This window comes from Maledivibacter sp. (assembly GCA_025210375.1).
GTDB lineage: Bacteria > Bacillota > Clostridia > Peptostreptococcales > Caminicellaceae > JAOASB01.
In genome coordinates, this window is record JAOASB010000029.1 from 1 (window position 1) to 17,591 (window position 17,591).

Sequence of the window (17,591 nt, forward strand, 5' to 3'; positions counted from 1 at the left end):
ATATTGAATTTTGGTATCTGTGAGTACAATAATAACCTTAAATAGCATAAAATAAATAAGAGTACCAAAAATGGAGCCAATTACACTAAGTACAATGCTCCCAATTAGCAATCTTTTTTTATCTCCCGCCAATTTAAGTAAAAAGAAAATATTACTTAATTTATCCGTCATTTTTAAACCTCCATCATAATGTTATCTCTTAGCTCCTTTATATACGGATTATTAGAAGAACGAAGTAGATTAATTGGTCCATAATCCACCTGCCTTCCAGAAGAAAGAATTAATATCTTATCTACAAGTCTTGGTAGAACTCTAATATCATGGGTAATATAAATATAACCAAAAGAATACTTCTCTCTTAAATTGTTTAAGGTATTAAATAACTGTATTTTAGTAATAGTATCAAGCATAGATTCTACTTCATCTAATATAATAATTTCTGGGCTTATAAGCAGAGCCCTAGCAATACTTAGTCTTTGTAATTCTCCACCACTAAAGCATTGAGGTCTTTTATCTAAATCTATATTACCAAGTCCAACGTCTTTTAATATGGGATAAAGCAACGTATTTATTGGATTCCCAGATTTTATCATCCTATGAATCTTGAGTACTTCTAAAAAGCTTTTTAAAACTGTAATGTCATAATCAAAACTATTTTCTGGATTCTGTGTAACTAACTGTACTTTTTTGGCACGCTCCATATTGTTAAAATCAGATAGCAACTTCCCATCTATCAAGATGTCTCCTGACGTGTGTTTTGTAAGCCCTAAAACAGCATTGCCAATGGTTGTTTTTCCGCTACCGCTTTTTCCTATAATGCCTAATGCTTCTTTATCCCCTAGGGTAAAACTGATATCCTCAATAATTATTTTTTTCTTTTTTTTTAATAATCCGTTACTAACATGAACGGTAACATTTTTTAATTCCAGCATAAATACCTCCGTTGATTCCATAAAAAAAGTCCGACATCATTGTCTCGGCATTTATTAAGTCCGCTAATGTCTTATCCCTTGTAGTTTTAAATAGCTTTTTTGTTTTTCCATGTGTAGTAACCCTACCTTTATTCATAACGTAACAATAATCAGAAATCCTATATGCTAATTCTAGGTCATGGGTAATTAGTAAAATACTCACATTCGTTTCTTTATGTAACTCATAAATCATTTTTGCCATCTGATTTCTTAAAATAACATCCATTCCCTTTGTAGGTTCATCCATTATTAGTAATTCCGGTGATCCGCTAATACCTATAGCAGTTAACAAACGTTGCTTCATCCCACCACTTAACTGGTATGGATATTGCTCCATAACTAAGTTAGGTTTTTCTAGCTTAACGAGGTGTAAGAGTGTCTCTGCTTTTTTTCTTATGTTTTCATGTTTTGAAACATGCTGTCTAAGTACTAAAGACAATTGTTTACCGTTTTTCATAAGAGGATTCAATGAACCAGAACAGTTTTGCATAACAATCCCAATATCCTTCCCTCTTACTTTATTTAATTGTTTTTCAGACAATAAAAGAAGGTTATTATTTTTATAGAGTATCTCTCCATCTATATATAGATTATCTGCCAATACTCCAACAATTGAAGATGCAAGCAAACTTTTCCCACTACCACTTTTCCCTACTAAAGAACAAATTGTATTTTCCTTCACACTTAAATCTACACCATTAATAAGCAAGGCTTCTTTACATGTTTTGGTTGATACTTTTAATCCATTGATTTCTAATATATTACGTCTCATTAGCTTACCTCACGATCTAATAATAATGTCTTATAATTCTCCGACAGCTTCAGTAATAAAAGAATAGAAAAGAATTGGAATAATCCTGGAAAAATCATTAATTCTGGAGAACGATTAATGAAACGCAAGGATTCCTTTAGCATATTTCCTATTTCTGGCTGGGGTGGTTGAACACCAAATCCAATAAATGAATAGGAAGAAATCGCAATAATTACATGTCCTATAAATAAAGCAAAGGTGGGTAGCAGCATCCTCAAACATTTTCTCACTAAATGATTTTTAATTATCACAAAATCACTTGCTCCAAGCACACGTAGAACTTTAATATAATCTTCATTTTTTATAATTTTCATCTCGCTTCTAACTATTTTGGAGTTAGAAACTACTGTATATACAATCATTAGAGAAATAAGACATCTCATATTTGCCCCCGTTAGTGAAGACATTAAGATAGCAAGAATAATCATAGGAAAGCTTAATAGTAAATTTGAAATTTGGTAGAATATTTCATCGATAATTCCACCGTAATAACCCAAAATAATTCCAAGAATAATACCTATAGCAAAGGATATTATCTGTACGAATAGAGCGATAGTAAATGTATATCTGAATCCAATCACAGTCCTTATAAAGACATCTCTTCCAAATTGATCTGTTCCAAACAAATGCTGTAAGGAAGGAGATGCAAAGGAATCTTTTGAGTTAACTAAATTAGCTTCAGGGAATATAATCCATGAAGTGAATATAAATAAAAAGAATATAGTAATCAAAGTAGTGGATATTATTATTTTTCTCTTTTTATATTTCAATTTCACCCTGTTCCCCTCCTATCAAGGTAGCTATATAATATATCTGCAATCATATTTGCAACAGATACCAGTAAACCAAGTACTAAAGTTGCACTAGCAACGACCATATAATCCTTAAGATTTACTGCCTTCATAAGAAGTGTTCCGAAACCCGAAATTGAAAAAATACTTTCCATAAGAACACTTGAACCTAGAAAACTTGAAAAAGCAAGGGTAGAAGCTGCAACAATTGGGGCTAATACGTTTTTGAGTACATGGTGAAGCAAAATCCTATTTTGCTTCACCCCTAGGGCCCGTGTACTCAATACATATTGTTCCTCTAAAACAAGTAACGTTTTATGTTTTACTATGGTGATCAAATTACCGGTGTAAATAACACCCATTAGAACTCCAGGTAATATTAAACAACTATTACTTCTTTTCCCCACGATTTTAAGAATTCCAAACCTTACACTTAATAGCCAAACAATAAATAAGCTTATCCAAAATACTGGAATTGACATTGACAATACAGACCACCACCTAGCCAATTTATCCAGTATTCCATTCTTATAAATAGCAGAAAGTATCCCCATACTAGTACCTAATAAAAAATATACTACTAAAGAAACGAGTACCATTATTAGTGTCTTCTTAATAGGCTCAGAGATTTTATTGTTTATACTTTGCCCATCTAAATATGATTTTCCTAGATCTCCTTTTATAACATTGCTTAACCAATCTAGGTACATTTCAACAAAATTCCTATTCAATCCTTTACTTTCAATAAACTCTTGCGTATACTCATCAGATATAACCATAGTATGACTTTTCTCTCTTAAAATACGAGTAGCAGTATCGCCAGGCGCATAATAAAGAAATGCAAAGGACAACAGCGAAATGAGAATAATGGTTGGGATTATAAAAACAATACGTTTAATAATATTTCTCATCATAGTTTCATTGTGCCCTAACTTCTGAAAGATCTATTTTAAAATAGTTGTAATCAAAATCAAATCCTGTAAATTTCCCATTATGAATTGCATACTTATATCCAGTATAAATTGGTATGGATGAACACGCTTCATAACTAGATTTCCATAGTCTATCTATTGCTTCTTTGAACTCCTTGTCGCTAGTTGCACTGATTACTTTTTGTCCAGCAGTTTTTACATCTTCGTTAATAGCTAATCCCAGTCCAAACATAGAATAATTGTCCTCCAAGCCATAAAAAGATATAGTAGCTAACGTGGGTTCAAACCAAGGAGTAGCAATTGTTAAGTCATATTCTCCATTTTTAATTTGTTGATAAGCTTGTTCAGCCTCTAAAGCAACAATATTCACAGCAATTCCGATCTTTTTAAATTCAGATTGAACAAATACAGCAATATCTTTATCTTCAGGTAATGAATTACATACATAATCTAATTCAATTGCCTTACCATCTTTTTTAAGTATTTCTTTGTCATATTCATATCCAGATTCTATAAGTATTTTCTTAGCTAAATCAATATTATATTCAAATTCTTTTTCCTTTGTAGAACCATCAAAAAACTTAGGATTCATTATGTGACCACAAGGATTAGGGATTCCGAAAAACACAGTCTCCATTAATTGTTCTTTATCAATTACATGCTCTAAAGCTCTCCGTAAATTAATATCAGTTAGGGGTCCTTTTTTCCAATTCATTCCTATTGCTTTAACGGAAGTATAATTATCTTTATCTTCCATTACACAATGATACTTATCATTGCTTTTTAATGAATCAATACTTGAATAAGGTATTGAAGAATGATGCTCTGTGTATCCAATCAAATCAACTTGATTACTTTCCAAAGCCATTACTCTGGCATCAGGATCGGGGATTACAATCCACTTCACTTTTTCTAAGGATACCTTTTTATTTTTATTCCAATAATCTTCATTTTTCACTAAAATGGCTTCAACATCCTTATTATATTCCTTAAGCTTAAAAGGCCCTGTTCCATTAAAATTAATAATATTACCATCACTATCCACAGAATCAATAGGAAGAGCTACAATCTTCATTAACTCCTTTGTAAAGCCTAGATTTGAAGATTTAAATTTGACTTTTAATATGTAATCATCAACTATTTCTGCACTATCCATTGTATTCACATAGTAGCACATAAATTGTTTGCCTAATGTTTCTAAATCATATTTACATGCTCTTGCATCAAATAAAGAACCATCATGAAACTTAATATTTTTCTGAAGGTGCAATACATACTCCGTTGCATCCTCATTAACATCCCACTTCTTTATCAAACCAGGAATTGCATTAAACTTTTCATCCATTTCTATAAAAGAATCACTAATCAATGTGAGTCCTTCTCTTGATGACTTAAAATCTTCTATGGCGCCCACCTTCAACATTGTTTCTTTGACAGGTTCTTTTGTATTAACTGTATTTTTCGAACCACAACCAGTTACCCCAACTAGAACTAAAATAATTAAAAGTATAGCTGTATATTTTTTCATACTTTTCCTCCTAAATGTAAAATATGGGTAGTCAGCCAAGGCTAACCACCCATATTGTAATTGATTATCATTATCACTTTCTACCCCATTTCTATTTTCAATGCTCCATTCCGTTTTTTTGTTTTCGGAATGTACTAGGTAATACCCCAAAAATAGATTTAAAAGCATTAGAAAATTTGCTGGGATTGTTGTACCCTACAGATACAGCTATCTCTAGTATACTAGATTTTGTTTCATGGAGCATATTAGCAGCCAAATTTATTCGTAATTTCTTTAAATATTGATAGGGAGATTGTCCATAAATATTTTTGAATATTGTATTAAATGAAGAATAACCTATTCCATTTTCACGAACAATTTTTTCAATAGATATTGTCTTATTATAGTTTTTAGTTATTATCCCATGTAAAGATTTTACCTTATTGACTTGCTCCCTAGAAAAATATTTACTATCCTTATTAGTTAGAATGTCATTAAATTTATTTTTAGAAATACATATTAGTATCTCTAAAATCCTCAGCCAAATTATATCTGGATTAGATACTATATGGGCATTATAAATATCGTTAAAAAGATCTATAAGTTGGGTTGACCCAACATATTTGTACCATCTCTTATTTAAATTAATAATTGAAATCAATTCTATAATACTAATATTAAATTTATCTAGAAAAAAATTATCCTCATCACTTAATTTATCCAGTTCTATTATGATTGCACAACCAATATATACACCAACAGGATAATTAGACTCTAGTATCCATTCTTCACTCTCTAGAGTGGACATAACTGTAATTTCATTTTCTCCTCTGTAGGAAAAAGTGTGATCAGAAAATTCACATTCAAATCGTCCAACTTTAGTAAAATCAATGCGAAATATATTTATTCCTTTATGTTTTCCACCTACACCATCTTCTGAGTGCAGATTATATAATTCAAAGGAAAGTGCTGGAGTAAAAGTATATTTTTCAAAATTACAAATGTTATTATTATAGCAAACAGAAAATGTTTGACTTTTCTTCTCTTCCATATACTTCACCAAACCCCTTCAGTACCTACAAGCATAATGAATGGTATTCCCAATCAAGAAAAGAGTCCCTCCGTTACTGATGCAGAAACTGCTCCTCCAGATAAGCTTCTCTTGTTCATAACCGTCACTACAAAATTTCTTTATTAAAATGTCCTCTTGTATCTGTTTCCTGATTAAAGACAGATTTATTCATTGATCCATTTAATTTGCTTAAGGCTTGATCAATGGTTTTCACAACCTGCTCTTTTGATTCAACTGTAAAGTTTAATCTGAATGCCTCGATTCCTTTTATGCTTTGTATCTCATCTAGAAGATTAAGCGTCTTCCCATTAAGGATAGTAGTTGTACAATCATCATGGGAAATGATAGGGAAGGTTCCATGCTCATCTTTTAACTCATAGCTCCTTGTTTTGCAAATACCGCATTGATTCATTTTTTGCAGCGGACAATATTTTGTAAACAGTAAAGGAGCTTTACCATATACAATCATTTCTAGTGCAGGATACCCATGGTTATCTTCATAATAGGCATTAATTAAATCTATAATTTGTCTATTATTCAATTCATAGGATAAAGTTACTCGTTTCGCACCTAATCTATATAGTTCATGGCAGCTAGTAGAATTAACAACATTTAGAGAATAGTCCGTAACAAAGGGATTAGTTTTTCTGTAGTGATAAATTCCGCCATATCCTCCTATTAGTAACTGTCCTTCTTTTTCCTTATAATCATTCTGGTTTCTTCTAACAACATTTTCAAAATATATCTCCTTAATTCCACAGCTCACGCAAGCATCATACTGTTCTTTAGTGGTTACAGACGCCGTAAGGTATGGTTTTTGTGGGATAAAGCTTATTTTTTCTTTTGCTTTAGGAGCCTTTGTTCTTTTCTTTTGGCTGTTAAGCTTTAAGTCATATAAGCCCTGTACAATATCTCTTCTTGCTGCATTTAACAGTTTAGCTGGAATAAATGCATTATATTCCTCAAAATCTACATGATTAAGCTTAAATATAGTATCATTTAATCTTGTGAATTGCTTTATTACCTGATCCTTTGTTGTTGGATTATTAATTGCTTCACCTAGTATTTCATCGCTTTCATATAAATAATTAAAGCCTAAGCCCTCCGCATCTATGATAAGCTTTGTATCTGGATATGCATACACTCTAATATCTAGGTTAAAACGCTTAAATTCCTTTTCCAGTGACGATTCCAACTCTTTATAATAGAAATAATCCTTCGTTATATATACTAAATCACCCTTAGACAACTTTTCTTTGATTTTGATATAGCAGATATCATCTGCTTTGTTGATCAAATTGCCATCTTTATCGTACAGTTTTACAACAGTTAAATTAACATCTTCATTGTTATGACTTATTCTAATTATATCGTTTTGATTTAAAGTACGTGTAAGTGTTATTTCATACATGTCTTTAACAATCCTGCTAATTCTACCAATTTCATATCCAAAGTTATTAGGTCTTAAGATGTTTGTAATATCTTTCTTATTTTCGTGAAACAAAAATCCTTTAGTATATGTTCTATTGAATGTTTTGTTCAGATTTTCTTTACCCTCTTCGGTTATTTTATTATCTAAGGCCATGCGATATTTTGATACAACATTAGCAACATACGCAGGCTCTTTCATTCGACCTTCTATTTTTAAAGAATCAATTCCTTTTAAATCATTGATATGATCAATTGTATTTAAGTCCTTAGTAGATATAATATAGTTTTTCCCTAGAGTTGTATCTGTGGTCTTATCAATTAGTTCATACTTCTTACGACATGAACCAACACATCTTCCGCGATTTCCGCTTCGATAGCCAATCAATCCGGACATCAGACAGTTTCCAGAATAAGATATACATAAGGCCCCGTGGACAAAAATTTCTAAAGGTATTTTAGCTATTCTTTTTATCTCTTTTACTTTTTCAATCTCAACCTCACGGGACAGAACAACTCTTTTAGCCCCAAGTTCTTTAAATAGTAAAGTTCCGTCTAAATCATCTATTCCCATTTGAGTTGAACAATGTGCTTCCATATCAAGAAAGTTATTAACTATATACTTGAAAGCAACCAGGTCTTGGACGATAATTCCGTCAACACCAATTTCATTTAATCCGCGGATTTGCACTTTCATCTCTTCAACTTCGTTCTCAAAAACGATGGTATTCATTGTAACATAGATTTTAACATTTCTCAGGTGGGCATACTTAACAGCCTCTTTTAATGATTCTAAATCAAAATTAGATGAGTATGCACGTGCCCCAAATTTTTGCATTCCTAGATATATTGCATCACACCCATTAGAAATTGCAGCTTTTAAAGCTTCCATATTTCCTGCTGGGGCTAATAATTCAGTCATTTTTTCCCCTCCATAATATTTGTTATTGTGATCTTAGTATTTTTAACTGGTTACAAGGTTTTTCTACAGTTATTAGCTTTTTTAAGTTCAAAGTAATATTGGATTGTAATTCTTGTTTTTTCTTGTCTATTTGTATATCTTTTTAATCGAAATATTTTTCATATACCATTTTATGGAAAAAAAGTGTACACAAAAGGTTCTACTTAAATCAGATTCTATTTTTTCTTAACTATCTGCGACACACACTCCACATGTGGTGAAACGATAAAAGGAATATAGTTTTATACAAATATGCATTATTTCTGGGCATTTTGAAGGTGTATAGATTAACAGTGTTTTTTTGTTTGCTTGCTTCAATCTCTTCATCTGTCCCTATGATCTTGAATAATCCTTTGTCTACATTCTTAGTTGATAATATTATTGATATTATCAACTAAGCCTTCCCAAGAAAAAGATCTTATTTTGTCCTTAATCTCTTTATTGAATTTTTGCCTCTCTTCTACCTTTTTGATTTGAAGTAATATGGCTTTTTTAAGATTTTTCTTAAACTCTGGTAAATCTTCTTTAACTGGTTTATCTGTATCATATATTCGAGGAAGTGGAACATATTGAATTATATCCGAATCTTTTACATCTTCTCCTAGTAGTGTCATTAGAGCTTCTATCTCTGTAGTTACCACATATAGTCCACAAGCTAAACTCTCTATAGCCATAAGTCCTAAACCTTCATAGTAAGAAGGCATAAGATATATATCCTTTTTTCTCAATTCTTCACCTAAAGCTGCTTGGTTTTCTACATTATATACTCTTATACTGCTATCATCTTTAATATATTCTTCTATTTTCTTTCTATTTTCATCATTAGGGCTTCCTATAATATCTAAAGTTATATTCTCTTTATCTAAAGACTTATACACTTCTATAAGTTCATAAATTCCTTTAGATGGGTCTATTTTTGCACAAAATACAAGCCTAATTTTATCAGCATATTTCTTTTCTTTTGGAGGATAAAAAATATTTTGATTGAAACCGCCTCCTACTGCTATTATCTTATTTCTATCTACATCATATATCTCTATTATTTCATCTTTTTGATGGTCAGAAGCTGAAAATATATAATCTAAATCAGATATCCTCCCTACATATTTTTCTTTGAGGTGGGGATTCATTTTAGCTTGTCTTAAATCTGTATTATGGCAGATTCCAATGATTTTTGTATCTGGAAACACTTCTCTAACTAAAGAAGTCACTATCCATAGATGATGTGCAAATATAATGTCAGGTTTGAAATTTTCTTTTACTGTTTCTAATTTTTTTCTAAAGACCTCTCTATAGATGTTCAGCATTTCTTCAGTCATAGATGAGTATAAAGTGTTTTCATAGGGCATAACATCACTCATTCCAACTATAGGAAAGTATAGTTCTTGACTTTTAAAGGCTACAGGATATTGATTCTTACTATGTAAAATATCCCATATATAATCATCCTGATATCCAAAGATAGCTTTTTGTTCATATTTATATTTTTTAAAACCCTGTATAAGATTGGAATAATATACTCCTGATCCTGTCTTCGCTGGCAATTGTGCCAAAACATGTAATATCTTCATATTTGCTCCTCTTTCGTTTTTGTTTTTTATCCTGATGTTTGTCTTTACCTCTTTAATAGGTATCTGATATAATTATTATATCACGTTCCTATATGAAAATATCATTTTAAAATCTCTTATCTACCATAGTTTAGCTTATCCACCGCTTCTATATCACGTACCGCAAAAGGTTGAATAAGGATGGTTCTAAATCCTTAGATAGGTTCTTACTCGTTAGTCCTTTTAACTTTTCTATTAATTTCAATCTATGAATTCTTCTTATCCCTTCTTGCGAAACCCTTAGAACCGTGAAATTGTATCACCCCTTGACAAAAAAATGCCTCATACGGTAGTATGAGGAAACATATTTCATGATTATTAATTTGATAGAAATCCCAAAGCCCATTGATTTAAGGCTATTTACGCTCTATTAAACATACCGTCTCCACATGTGTCGCTCGGCTGCTTCTAATGCTTCTTGTACTGTTGCTAGGAACTCTTCTAGTATGTCTTTGCTATTCTCACACATTTCATTGAAGCATTTAACAAAGGCATGTTCTATGATTTTTTCATGGATTTCCTTGCTGTGTGGACAGTTTTTCTTGCCATACTGCTCGATAGTATGCAGTACTATACTACTTTACTATTTTTGGTACCTACGTTCCATGCTCTTCTTCCTACTCCACCTTGGCAGAATTCATCTGTTTTTGGTACAAACAGGAATCTTGCCAGCAACTTAGGTTGCTGTTACTACTCTCGCTATACCAAACCATTTGTATAGCCATTGTAGAGATTAAATCCTAGTCTTATTAATGATTTTGAACTTGTACTAAAGTCTATATCATTTGCTGTTAGACATTCAGGGCTAATCATATGATTGTTAAAATCATAAATTTGGTGTTGCTTTTAGTATAGGTCATTGTTACCTAATAGGATATAGAACAGGGATTTTCTTTCTATATCCTTTGGTTGTGTACTATCTTCCATTAGCAATTGTATAAACTTTTGTTGATGCTTCTCATTTTTAAATATCAATATTTACAACTCCTCTCTAGGTTTATTTTGAAAATAATTATTTTTCCCTCCACTTTATAGGACAGTTCAGAAGGGTTTGTAAACCCTTGCCCACTTCACAATATGCAAAAAAGCTAAGATACCCTATGCTATCATAGAGTCCCTTAGCTTGGTGTGGAGTTTTTTCAGCCTTTTTGTAATTGCCATCCTTGATACCTGGAATATATACCCTATCTGCCTATGGGTATATTCTTCATAGTACTTATATCTGATAAGCCTTTTTTCAACGATATCAAGGGTAGCAATAGCACTTCACAGGTTTTGCAAGGTCAGGTTTCTTAATGCACTTTCTTCGGTGTTATAGAAGTCAGTTACATATCTGTCTAACATCGGTTCAAGCTCACCTTTACTAAGATGTCTACGACCAGAACGTCCCTGTGCTTCTACTCTCCGCCTATCTGCTTCAAGAAATTCTGCGACCTTCTTTGGCACTGAAATGTCTCGCTTTTCGTATATAATTTTACGTTAATTCTCTTCCCTTCCACTTATCGCAGAAAGGTACACACAATATATATCACCAGCTACTGTAGACAATTTTACAGTGGAATAGCATACCATTTCTTTGAGTTGGGTAAATAGTATGCTATCAAGGTTACATATTATATGTGATGCCTCTGGCTAAAGATTTTTTTATTTTTTTGAAGATTAGTGCTATGTCCTCAGTTTTATTTTATCACAATTTGGTTATTGATGGAAATGATTCCATTTTAATTTGCGGTTCATTTTCATTTCTTTACTATTTTCCAATATCCACCTTTGTTTGAACCTATTCGCTTAATTAATCCTCTTTTCTTTAAAGAGTCAATAGTTCTTTTTACTGTCGCTTCAGAAATACTATATTCTTTACTTATTTTAGGTTTACTTATCTTTGGATTTCTTATAATTGCATTCATTATAGTTTGCTCTACATCTGATAAATTTATCGGCTCATTTATCGGCTCATTTATCGGCTCATTTATCAGCTCATTTATCGGTTCATAGTTTTCAGCACTATTTTTAACAGTAACTTTTGTCATAAAGGCAACTTTTTCATATTTAGGTGCAGGCAACCCCATTGCTTCCATTTCAATAAACATCCTGTCTATACCTTCACCAAATTCTTTTACATAGGTATGATCTTTTAAAAAGCCTGCTATCTTTGGATTTCTTGAAAAATGAATATTTCTCATATTATCAAGTCTTACAAGTCCAGGTAATGTTCCTGGGCTTTCTACTACTAGCCTGTCATCAAACATTTTTATTTGTATATCTGTACCTTTAATACTGTAATCACGATGACACACTGCATTGACGATTATTTCCTTCCAAACAAATTCAGGGTATTCTGGCTTCGTTTGGAATTTACCGTCTTTTCCTAGCTTGGTGAACTCCTTAATTTGTGTACCTACAAAATCCAAGGATTTTTGAAGCATTTCCAATATTGTGCCTTCAAATATGGTGTCTTTAATAACATTCATTTGAGTACCTGTTTTTTCCACTATGCCTTGATATTTTATAAATCTTACTCTTGCTCTTGGAAAATAGTGCTGTGGATACTTGCCAAATAAAAGTATTGCTCCACCACTTATTTCATATCCGTTATCTGTTTTTGTTATAAATTTTTTACCTACACTCAATAGTTCTAATGGACTTTTGGAATAACCTATAAGGTCAGCATAATCCTTTACTTTATCCATATCTATATCATCTAGGGTTGCTGTTTTTACTGGTGCATCTTCATAGAATCTATCGCCTTTATCATACATTAATTGTAGGCGTTCTTCAAAGGTTAGCTTCTTAGATTTATCTCCAACTCTATAATATACGTCATCCGCTTGATTAGTATGGACATTTTGGCTTTGGTGAACTTTAATGAGTAAAATTTGATTGTCATTACCTTGGCTGTCAATGCAGTCTACGGTTTCAAACTCAACTTTTATCGTAGGCTTGCAAAAATCATAGCCCACTCTTAGAATTTCGTTTATCTTTCCTTCATGACCTTTTATGCCTTCTATTTCTCCATTATCTTTTATGCCAATGGCAAGAGTACCACCATCGGCATTGGCAAAGGCTACGAATGGTGTTGCTAGGGCTTTTGGTTCGATACGGATGCTTTTTCTGTCGAAGGTTTGATTTTCTTTCATTGTTTGGAGTTGTTTTATTGTGTACATTTGTTCACCTGCCTTTATTAACAAATATTTTTTTCATAATGCACTAAATCTTCTTTCTCATTTCCCAATAAATCCACTTTTTCTGCCCGAGGAAAATATTGAAGGAAAGCCTCTTCTTCTAAACTTTTTATAATACGAACACAACATAAGTCAGTTTTTGCTCTTGAACAAGCAACATATATGAGCTTTTGAGATTTAACTTTTTTTGGCATCTGCTCATCATGACTTAAATATATTAAACTGAAATCATACTCACTGTTCCAAAAATATTCATCCATAACTACAATTACTGAATTTATGCTAGATCCTTTCGTTTTATGCATTGTAATATAGTCTGTCTTTTCATTAATATAATAATAATATTGATATGCTTCTTTAAATTTAAGAGTATTTGAAAACAGTTGACAATAAAATTGTTCTTTTTTATGTTTTCTCTCAAGTTCTTTAAACTCTTTCTCCGTAATTTGTGATATAGAATGTTTAATTCTTGTATATGTATTTAATCCTTGTTGATAGTTTTCTTTAAATTCTTGATATCTCTCGTCATACTCTATATCATTTATAAACGCTTCTTTTTTAATTAAAAAATTTGTATATGTCTCTGATTTTTTTATTAGTTTAAATTTAAATGCCATGTCCAGTGCCTCTGTAATTGAATACTCTCCAGATAATATACCGTCAATTTTTTTTCTTAATTCTTCTTTATCAGAAACACTATTTAATATAAAACCATTTTTCTTTATTTGATTAATTACTTTATTGTACTGCTTCTCTGAGTAATAATAGCATAATTCGCATAAATCTGTTATTTGAAGATAATTTAGATGTTCATCTATTTTATCTCCTATTTCAACATACCTATCATCAAAAATCTTATACAATATCGGAAAGCCAACTTTTTTTGCTATGGCTTTATTAGTTAACAATAACAATTTGCTTTTATCAACTTTTGTTTTAGCATAACTAATTAATTTATCTAAATCCTTTATATAAGTTTCTTTATCTTGGAGACTACTTCTCGAGCTAGGTTTATTATCACATACAGCATAAAGGACATTGAAACTACCTTGCCTATCTTCCATAGTCTCGAAACTACCATCCTCTTTCTTCTTTAGTGCCACTTTCTGCTCTATATTATCAAAACGTAAAGTATTAATTATATCAATTACCTGCTGGGAACATCTATAGTTATCTGATTTAGGAATATATTTTATAACTCCTTTTGCAACAAATTCATCCACTTTCCCAATACCATCAGGGTATATTGCCTGCATGGAATCACCAAATAGACATATCCCAAAATTAGAATTTTTTTCAGCAATAGAAAGGAAATTTGAAATTATATCTTGCCTTGTATCTTGGTATTCATCAATAAATATATAATCGTATTTGTCACATATTATTTTTTTTAATAGAGAGTATTTTTTAAATAACAAATCAGTAATATCCAATAAACCGTCATGACCATATGTAGTATCTTTGAAACTATTAAACTTTGTATCATTATATTTTATATCTGTATAGTCTCTTTCCTCTATCATACTACATATGTCTTTATTAAGATTTTCAATATCTTCATTAAGCTTTGAGTTGTATAATTCTGGATTCTTATCATACTCTCGTTTACCAATAGCTTTTTTGTAGTTTTCTTTTTTTATTTGATATAACTTATTAGCAAATTTGTCATGAATTTTCTTATATCTATTATGTTCACTTTTATTATAGGAATTTTCTGTCTCATCTTCTCTTTTACTTACCCTAATCATTTTGGGAAGTATAAATAACTCCTTAATCACTGTTTTTATATTTTTTTTATAATCTTTAATAAGACTATGCAAAAAAGAGTGGATGGTACTTATTGTATATTGATCCCCAACCCTATTTATAATTTCTTCAACTGCTAAGTTAGTATGCGTAATACATACAATTTTCTTCTCTGGTTTATTTTCAGCCATATATTCCAATAGCTTCTTTAAGGTCTCTGTCTTACCACTACCGGCACCACCTTGAATAACAAAGCTTTTATTATTATCTAGATATGATTTAGCACAGTAAAGAGTATTTACTTCTACTTTTGAATCCATTCTAATCCCTCCTCAATATATGAAGGCATTTTCCAGTCAACACTCTCATCTGTATGTGCTAAAAAAAGAAGTGATGCAGCAAAATCTGATTTTTTATCAATAACAGATTTAGTCAACTCATAAATATCAGTTTCTGAATTAAATTCATCTTTACACTTAAGTCCTCTAATATCATCAACTTTTGATTTTATCAACTCATAATTTTTCTTTATAAAGGCATCTTCAAAACTCCTAGCATGATAGCCATCTTCTTTCTTTTGGTAAAATACTTTGACATTATCAGATATTCCTTTAATTTTCATATTAAGCATTTCTAGGAGCCATCTGCTGTATCTATCATTTTCCTCTGTGAAACTTGGTGCATTATAATAATATTTAATCGTCTCATTACTCGTAGACACTGGAGAATCATTTACAGCACATGCTGTATAACTTATCTTTTTATTAGTACCGACTTTACGTTTAGTAGTATCTATATCAGTAATAACAAGAGTTTTAATACCAAGAAAATCTATAAAATGCCTAAATACTTTAGCATTAGCACCTACTTGTAAAATGGATATATTTTGAGATGTTAATGGCTTATATTCAAATTCTTCTTTCTCTTTATTCTCTATTTTTTTTAGTTCATTTTTAATATTTTTTTCATCAAATTTAGATATAAAATATGGAATTAACATGTTTTCTGTCGTACCTTCTATAAATATTAATTTATTAGCAAAGAATAATTCGGCAGCCTCAATAGATAAATATTGTTTAATGAATTTAAATTCTAATTCATCAGTATATTTTTCGCTTAATTCGTCATGGAAATTTTTTATAATAATATTTTTACTTCCATCTTTTTCATCAATGCATAACAAGTATCTGATATTCTCAAAATTACAATTTGATACAATATGCGGAGAATGTGTTGTTATTATAGTTTGGAGTCCTTTAATGTTTTTTAGCAATTCATCAATTTTTCTAGCAAAAATGTACTGTAATTGTGGATGAGTATGTGCCTCGGGCTCTTCTATAAACAAAAGCTTTATATCTTTATTGTTATTATCAAAAATAGATTTTTTTATTTCAATTGTCAATAATAAATATAAAATATTCATGTAACCTAGTCCATTAAGATATTCAGGTAAATGCTCTTTACTATCACCATAAATTACTTCTGAAGAATCATTTACAATTTCTGATGCTTTAAGATTTGATACTATTTTCAGTTCATTAAGATTTAAAAACTTTCTTGAATTTTTAAGGAAGTTTTTAAAAAAAGTTTTGTATGTTTCATTTAATTTATTGTCCATGTCAGAGATGATACTATTAATCTCTTCAAATTTTTCTGGACTATTTATATTATTATCATTGAAATATTTGGTTGTTAAAGATGAAAGCACTTTTTTACTAGTCTTTTCTTCAGAACTTGAAACACTTCTCTTAGCATGAACAATCTCAAAATCAATAAGTTTTTTTACCGAATCAAAGTCTTTCTTTATTAGTCTGGCTCTATTCTCAGGCTTTAAATCTTCCTCACTCTCATATATATAAATCTTTTTTTCCAAAAATGAAGAAAGATATTTCTTTATAAACTTTTCCTTTGGTATTTTTTTATTTATACTAATAGCTTCAAGAAGTTTTCTTTTATTTATGCAACATTCAAACAGAATATTCACTCTTCTACACTGTGGGTCTAAATCTAATATAAATTCAGATAAATTACATAAATTATCACTAGATTCATAAACAATTTCTAATGCTAATTGAATAGATAATTGTGTCACATCGCTCTTGTCATCTATAGAATTTATCTGCTCTCTAAGTGACATTGAATAATCATTATAGTCAAAGCTAATACCTTTATAAAACTTCTCAAATAAAACTAGAAATGATGTTTTACCACTATTATTTCTACCAATCATCATACAAATATCATCTTTGAAATTCAAAGTGGAATTTTTCAGAAGCCTAAAGTTTCTTATTGATATTTTATCAATATACATAATTACATCTCCCTTTTCCCAAACACCTTCATTTTATATGTGTAGTTTAATAATTAAAGCACACTAAAATATTTTATTATGCAAATTATACCACATTTATCCATATATCTGGAAGATATTTTCACCCACTTGCTTACCAATGCCTTTTATATAGTTCACCTTTCCTTCTATGCCTATACGTATAGAAAAGACATTTATCAAAACTTAATAATTTAAAGTTTTTAATAAATGTCTTTTTTATAACACTTGCATACAAGATTTCAGTTTAA

Annotated in this window: 11 protein-coding genes and 1 pseudogene; all 12 read right to left on the minus strand. The window is 30.6% G+C overall.

Features of this window, described 5'->3' with window-relative positions; translation table 11 throughout:
• Window positions 1-173: 173 nt before the first annotated feature.
• The 12 genes and pseudogenes from N4A68_09630 to N4A68_09685 all read right to left on the minus strand — a co-directional run bounded on the left by N4A68_09630 (window position 174) and on the right by N4A68_09685 (window position 17,322).
• Window positions 174-932, minus strand: a complete 759-nt coding sequence (locus tag N4A68_09630; protein ID MCT4564550.1) for an ATP-binding cassette domain-containing protein — start codon at window positions 930-932, stop codon at window positions 174-176.
• A complete protein-coding gene (locus N4A68_09635) occupies window positions 898-1,743 on the minus strand; it encodes an ABC transporter ATP-binding protein (protein MCT4564551.1) in 846 nt (281 codons plus the stop codon). Before N4A68_09635 ends, N4A68_09630 begins: the two co-directional genes overlap by 35 nt.
• On the minus strand, window positions 1,743-2,558 hold the full coding sequence (locus N4A68_09640; protein ID MCT4564552.1) for an ABC transporter permease: 816 nt from the start codon (window positions 2,556-2,558) through the stop codon (window positions 1,743-1,745). Before N4A68_09640 ends, N4A68_09635 begins: the two co-directional genes overlap by 1 nt.
• Window positions 2,555-3,487 carry an ABC transporter permease gene (locus N4A68_09645; GenBank protein ID MCT4564553.1) on the minus strand — a complete coding sequence of 311 codons (933 nt, stop codon included), beginning with the start codon at window positions 3,485-3,487 and terminating at the stop codon, window positions 2,555-2,557. Before N4A68_09645 ends, N4A68_09640 begins: the two co-directional genes overlap by 4 nt.
• Window positions 3,488-3,491: 4 nt before the next feature.
• Window positions 3,492-5,033: an ABC transporter substrate-binding protein gene (locus N4A68_09650; GenBank protein MCT4564554.1), complete on the minus strand. Its 1,542-nt coding sequence runs from the start codon at window positions 5,031-5,033 to the stop codon at window positions 3,492-3,494.
• 97 nt (window positions 5,034-5,130) lie between these two features.
• On the minus strand, window positions 5,131-6,063 hold the full coding sequence (locus N4A68_09655; protein MCT4564555.1) for an AraC family transcriptional regulator: 933 nt from the start codon (window positions 6,061-6,063) through the stop codon (window positions 5,131-5,133).
• 127 nt (window positions 6,064-6,190) lie between these two features.
• Window positions 6,191-8,434, minus strand: coding sequence for a U32 family peptidase (locus N4A68_09660; protein ID MCT4564556.1), 2,244 nt, complete (start codon window positions 8,432-8,434; stop codon window positions 6,191-6,193).
• A 404-nt stretch (window positions 8,435-8,838) separates the two neighbouring features.
• A complete protein-coding gene (locus N4A68_09665; protein ID MCT4564557.1) occupies window positions 8,839-10,044 on the minus strand; it encodes a glycosyltransferase family 4 protein in 1,206 nt (401 codons plus the stop codon).
• Between the two features lie 738 nt (window positions 10,045-10,782).
• Window positions 10,783-11,058: pseudogene (locus tag N4A68_09670) on the minus strand (DUF6075 family protein).
• Window positions 11,059-11,822: 764 nt separating this feature from the next.
• A complete protein-coding gene (locus N4A68_09675; protein ID MCT4564558.1) occupies window positions 11,823-13,247 on the minus strand; it encodes a putative DNA binding domain-containing protein in 1,425 nt (474 codons plus the stop codon).
• Window positions 13,248-13,264: 17 nt separating this feature from the next.
• Entirely contained in the window at window positions 13,265-15,331 is a 2,067-nt protein-coding gene (locus tag N4A68_09680; GenBank protein MCT4564559.1) for an AAA family ATPase, read from the minus strand.
• Entirely contained in the window at window positions 15,316-17,322 is a 2,007-nt protein-coding gene (locus N4A68_09685; protein ID MCT4564560.1) for an ATP-dependent endonuclease, read from the minus strand. The genes N4A68_09680 and N4A68_09685 overlap by 16 nt, the downstream gene beginning before the upstream one ends.
• Window positions 17,323-17,591: the final 269 nt, after the last annotated feature.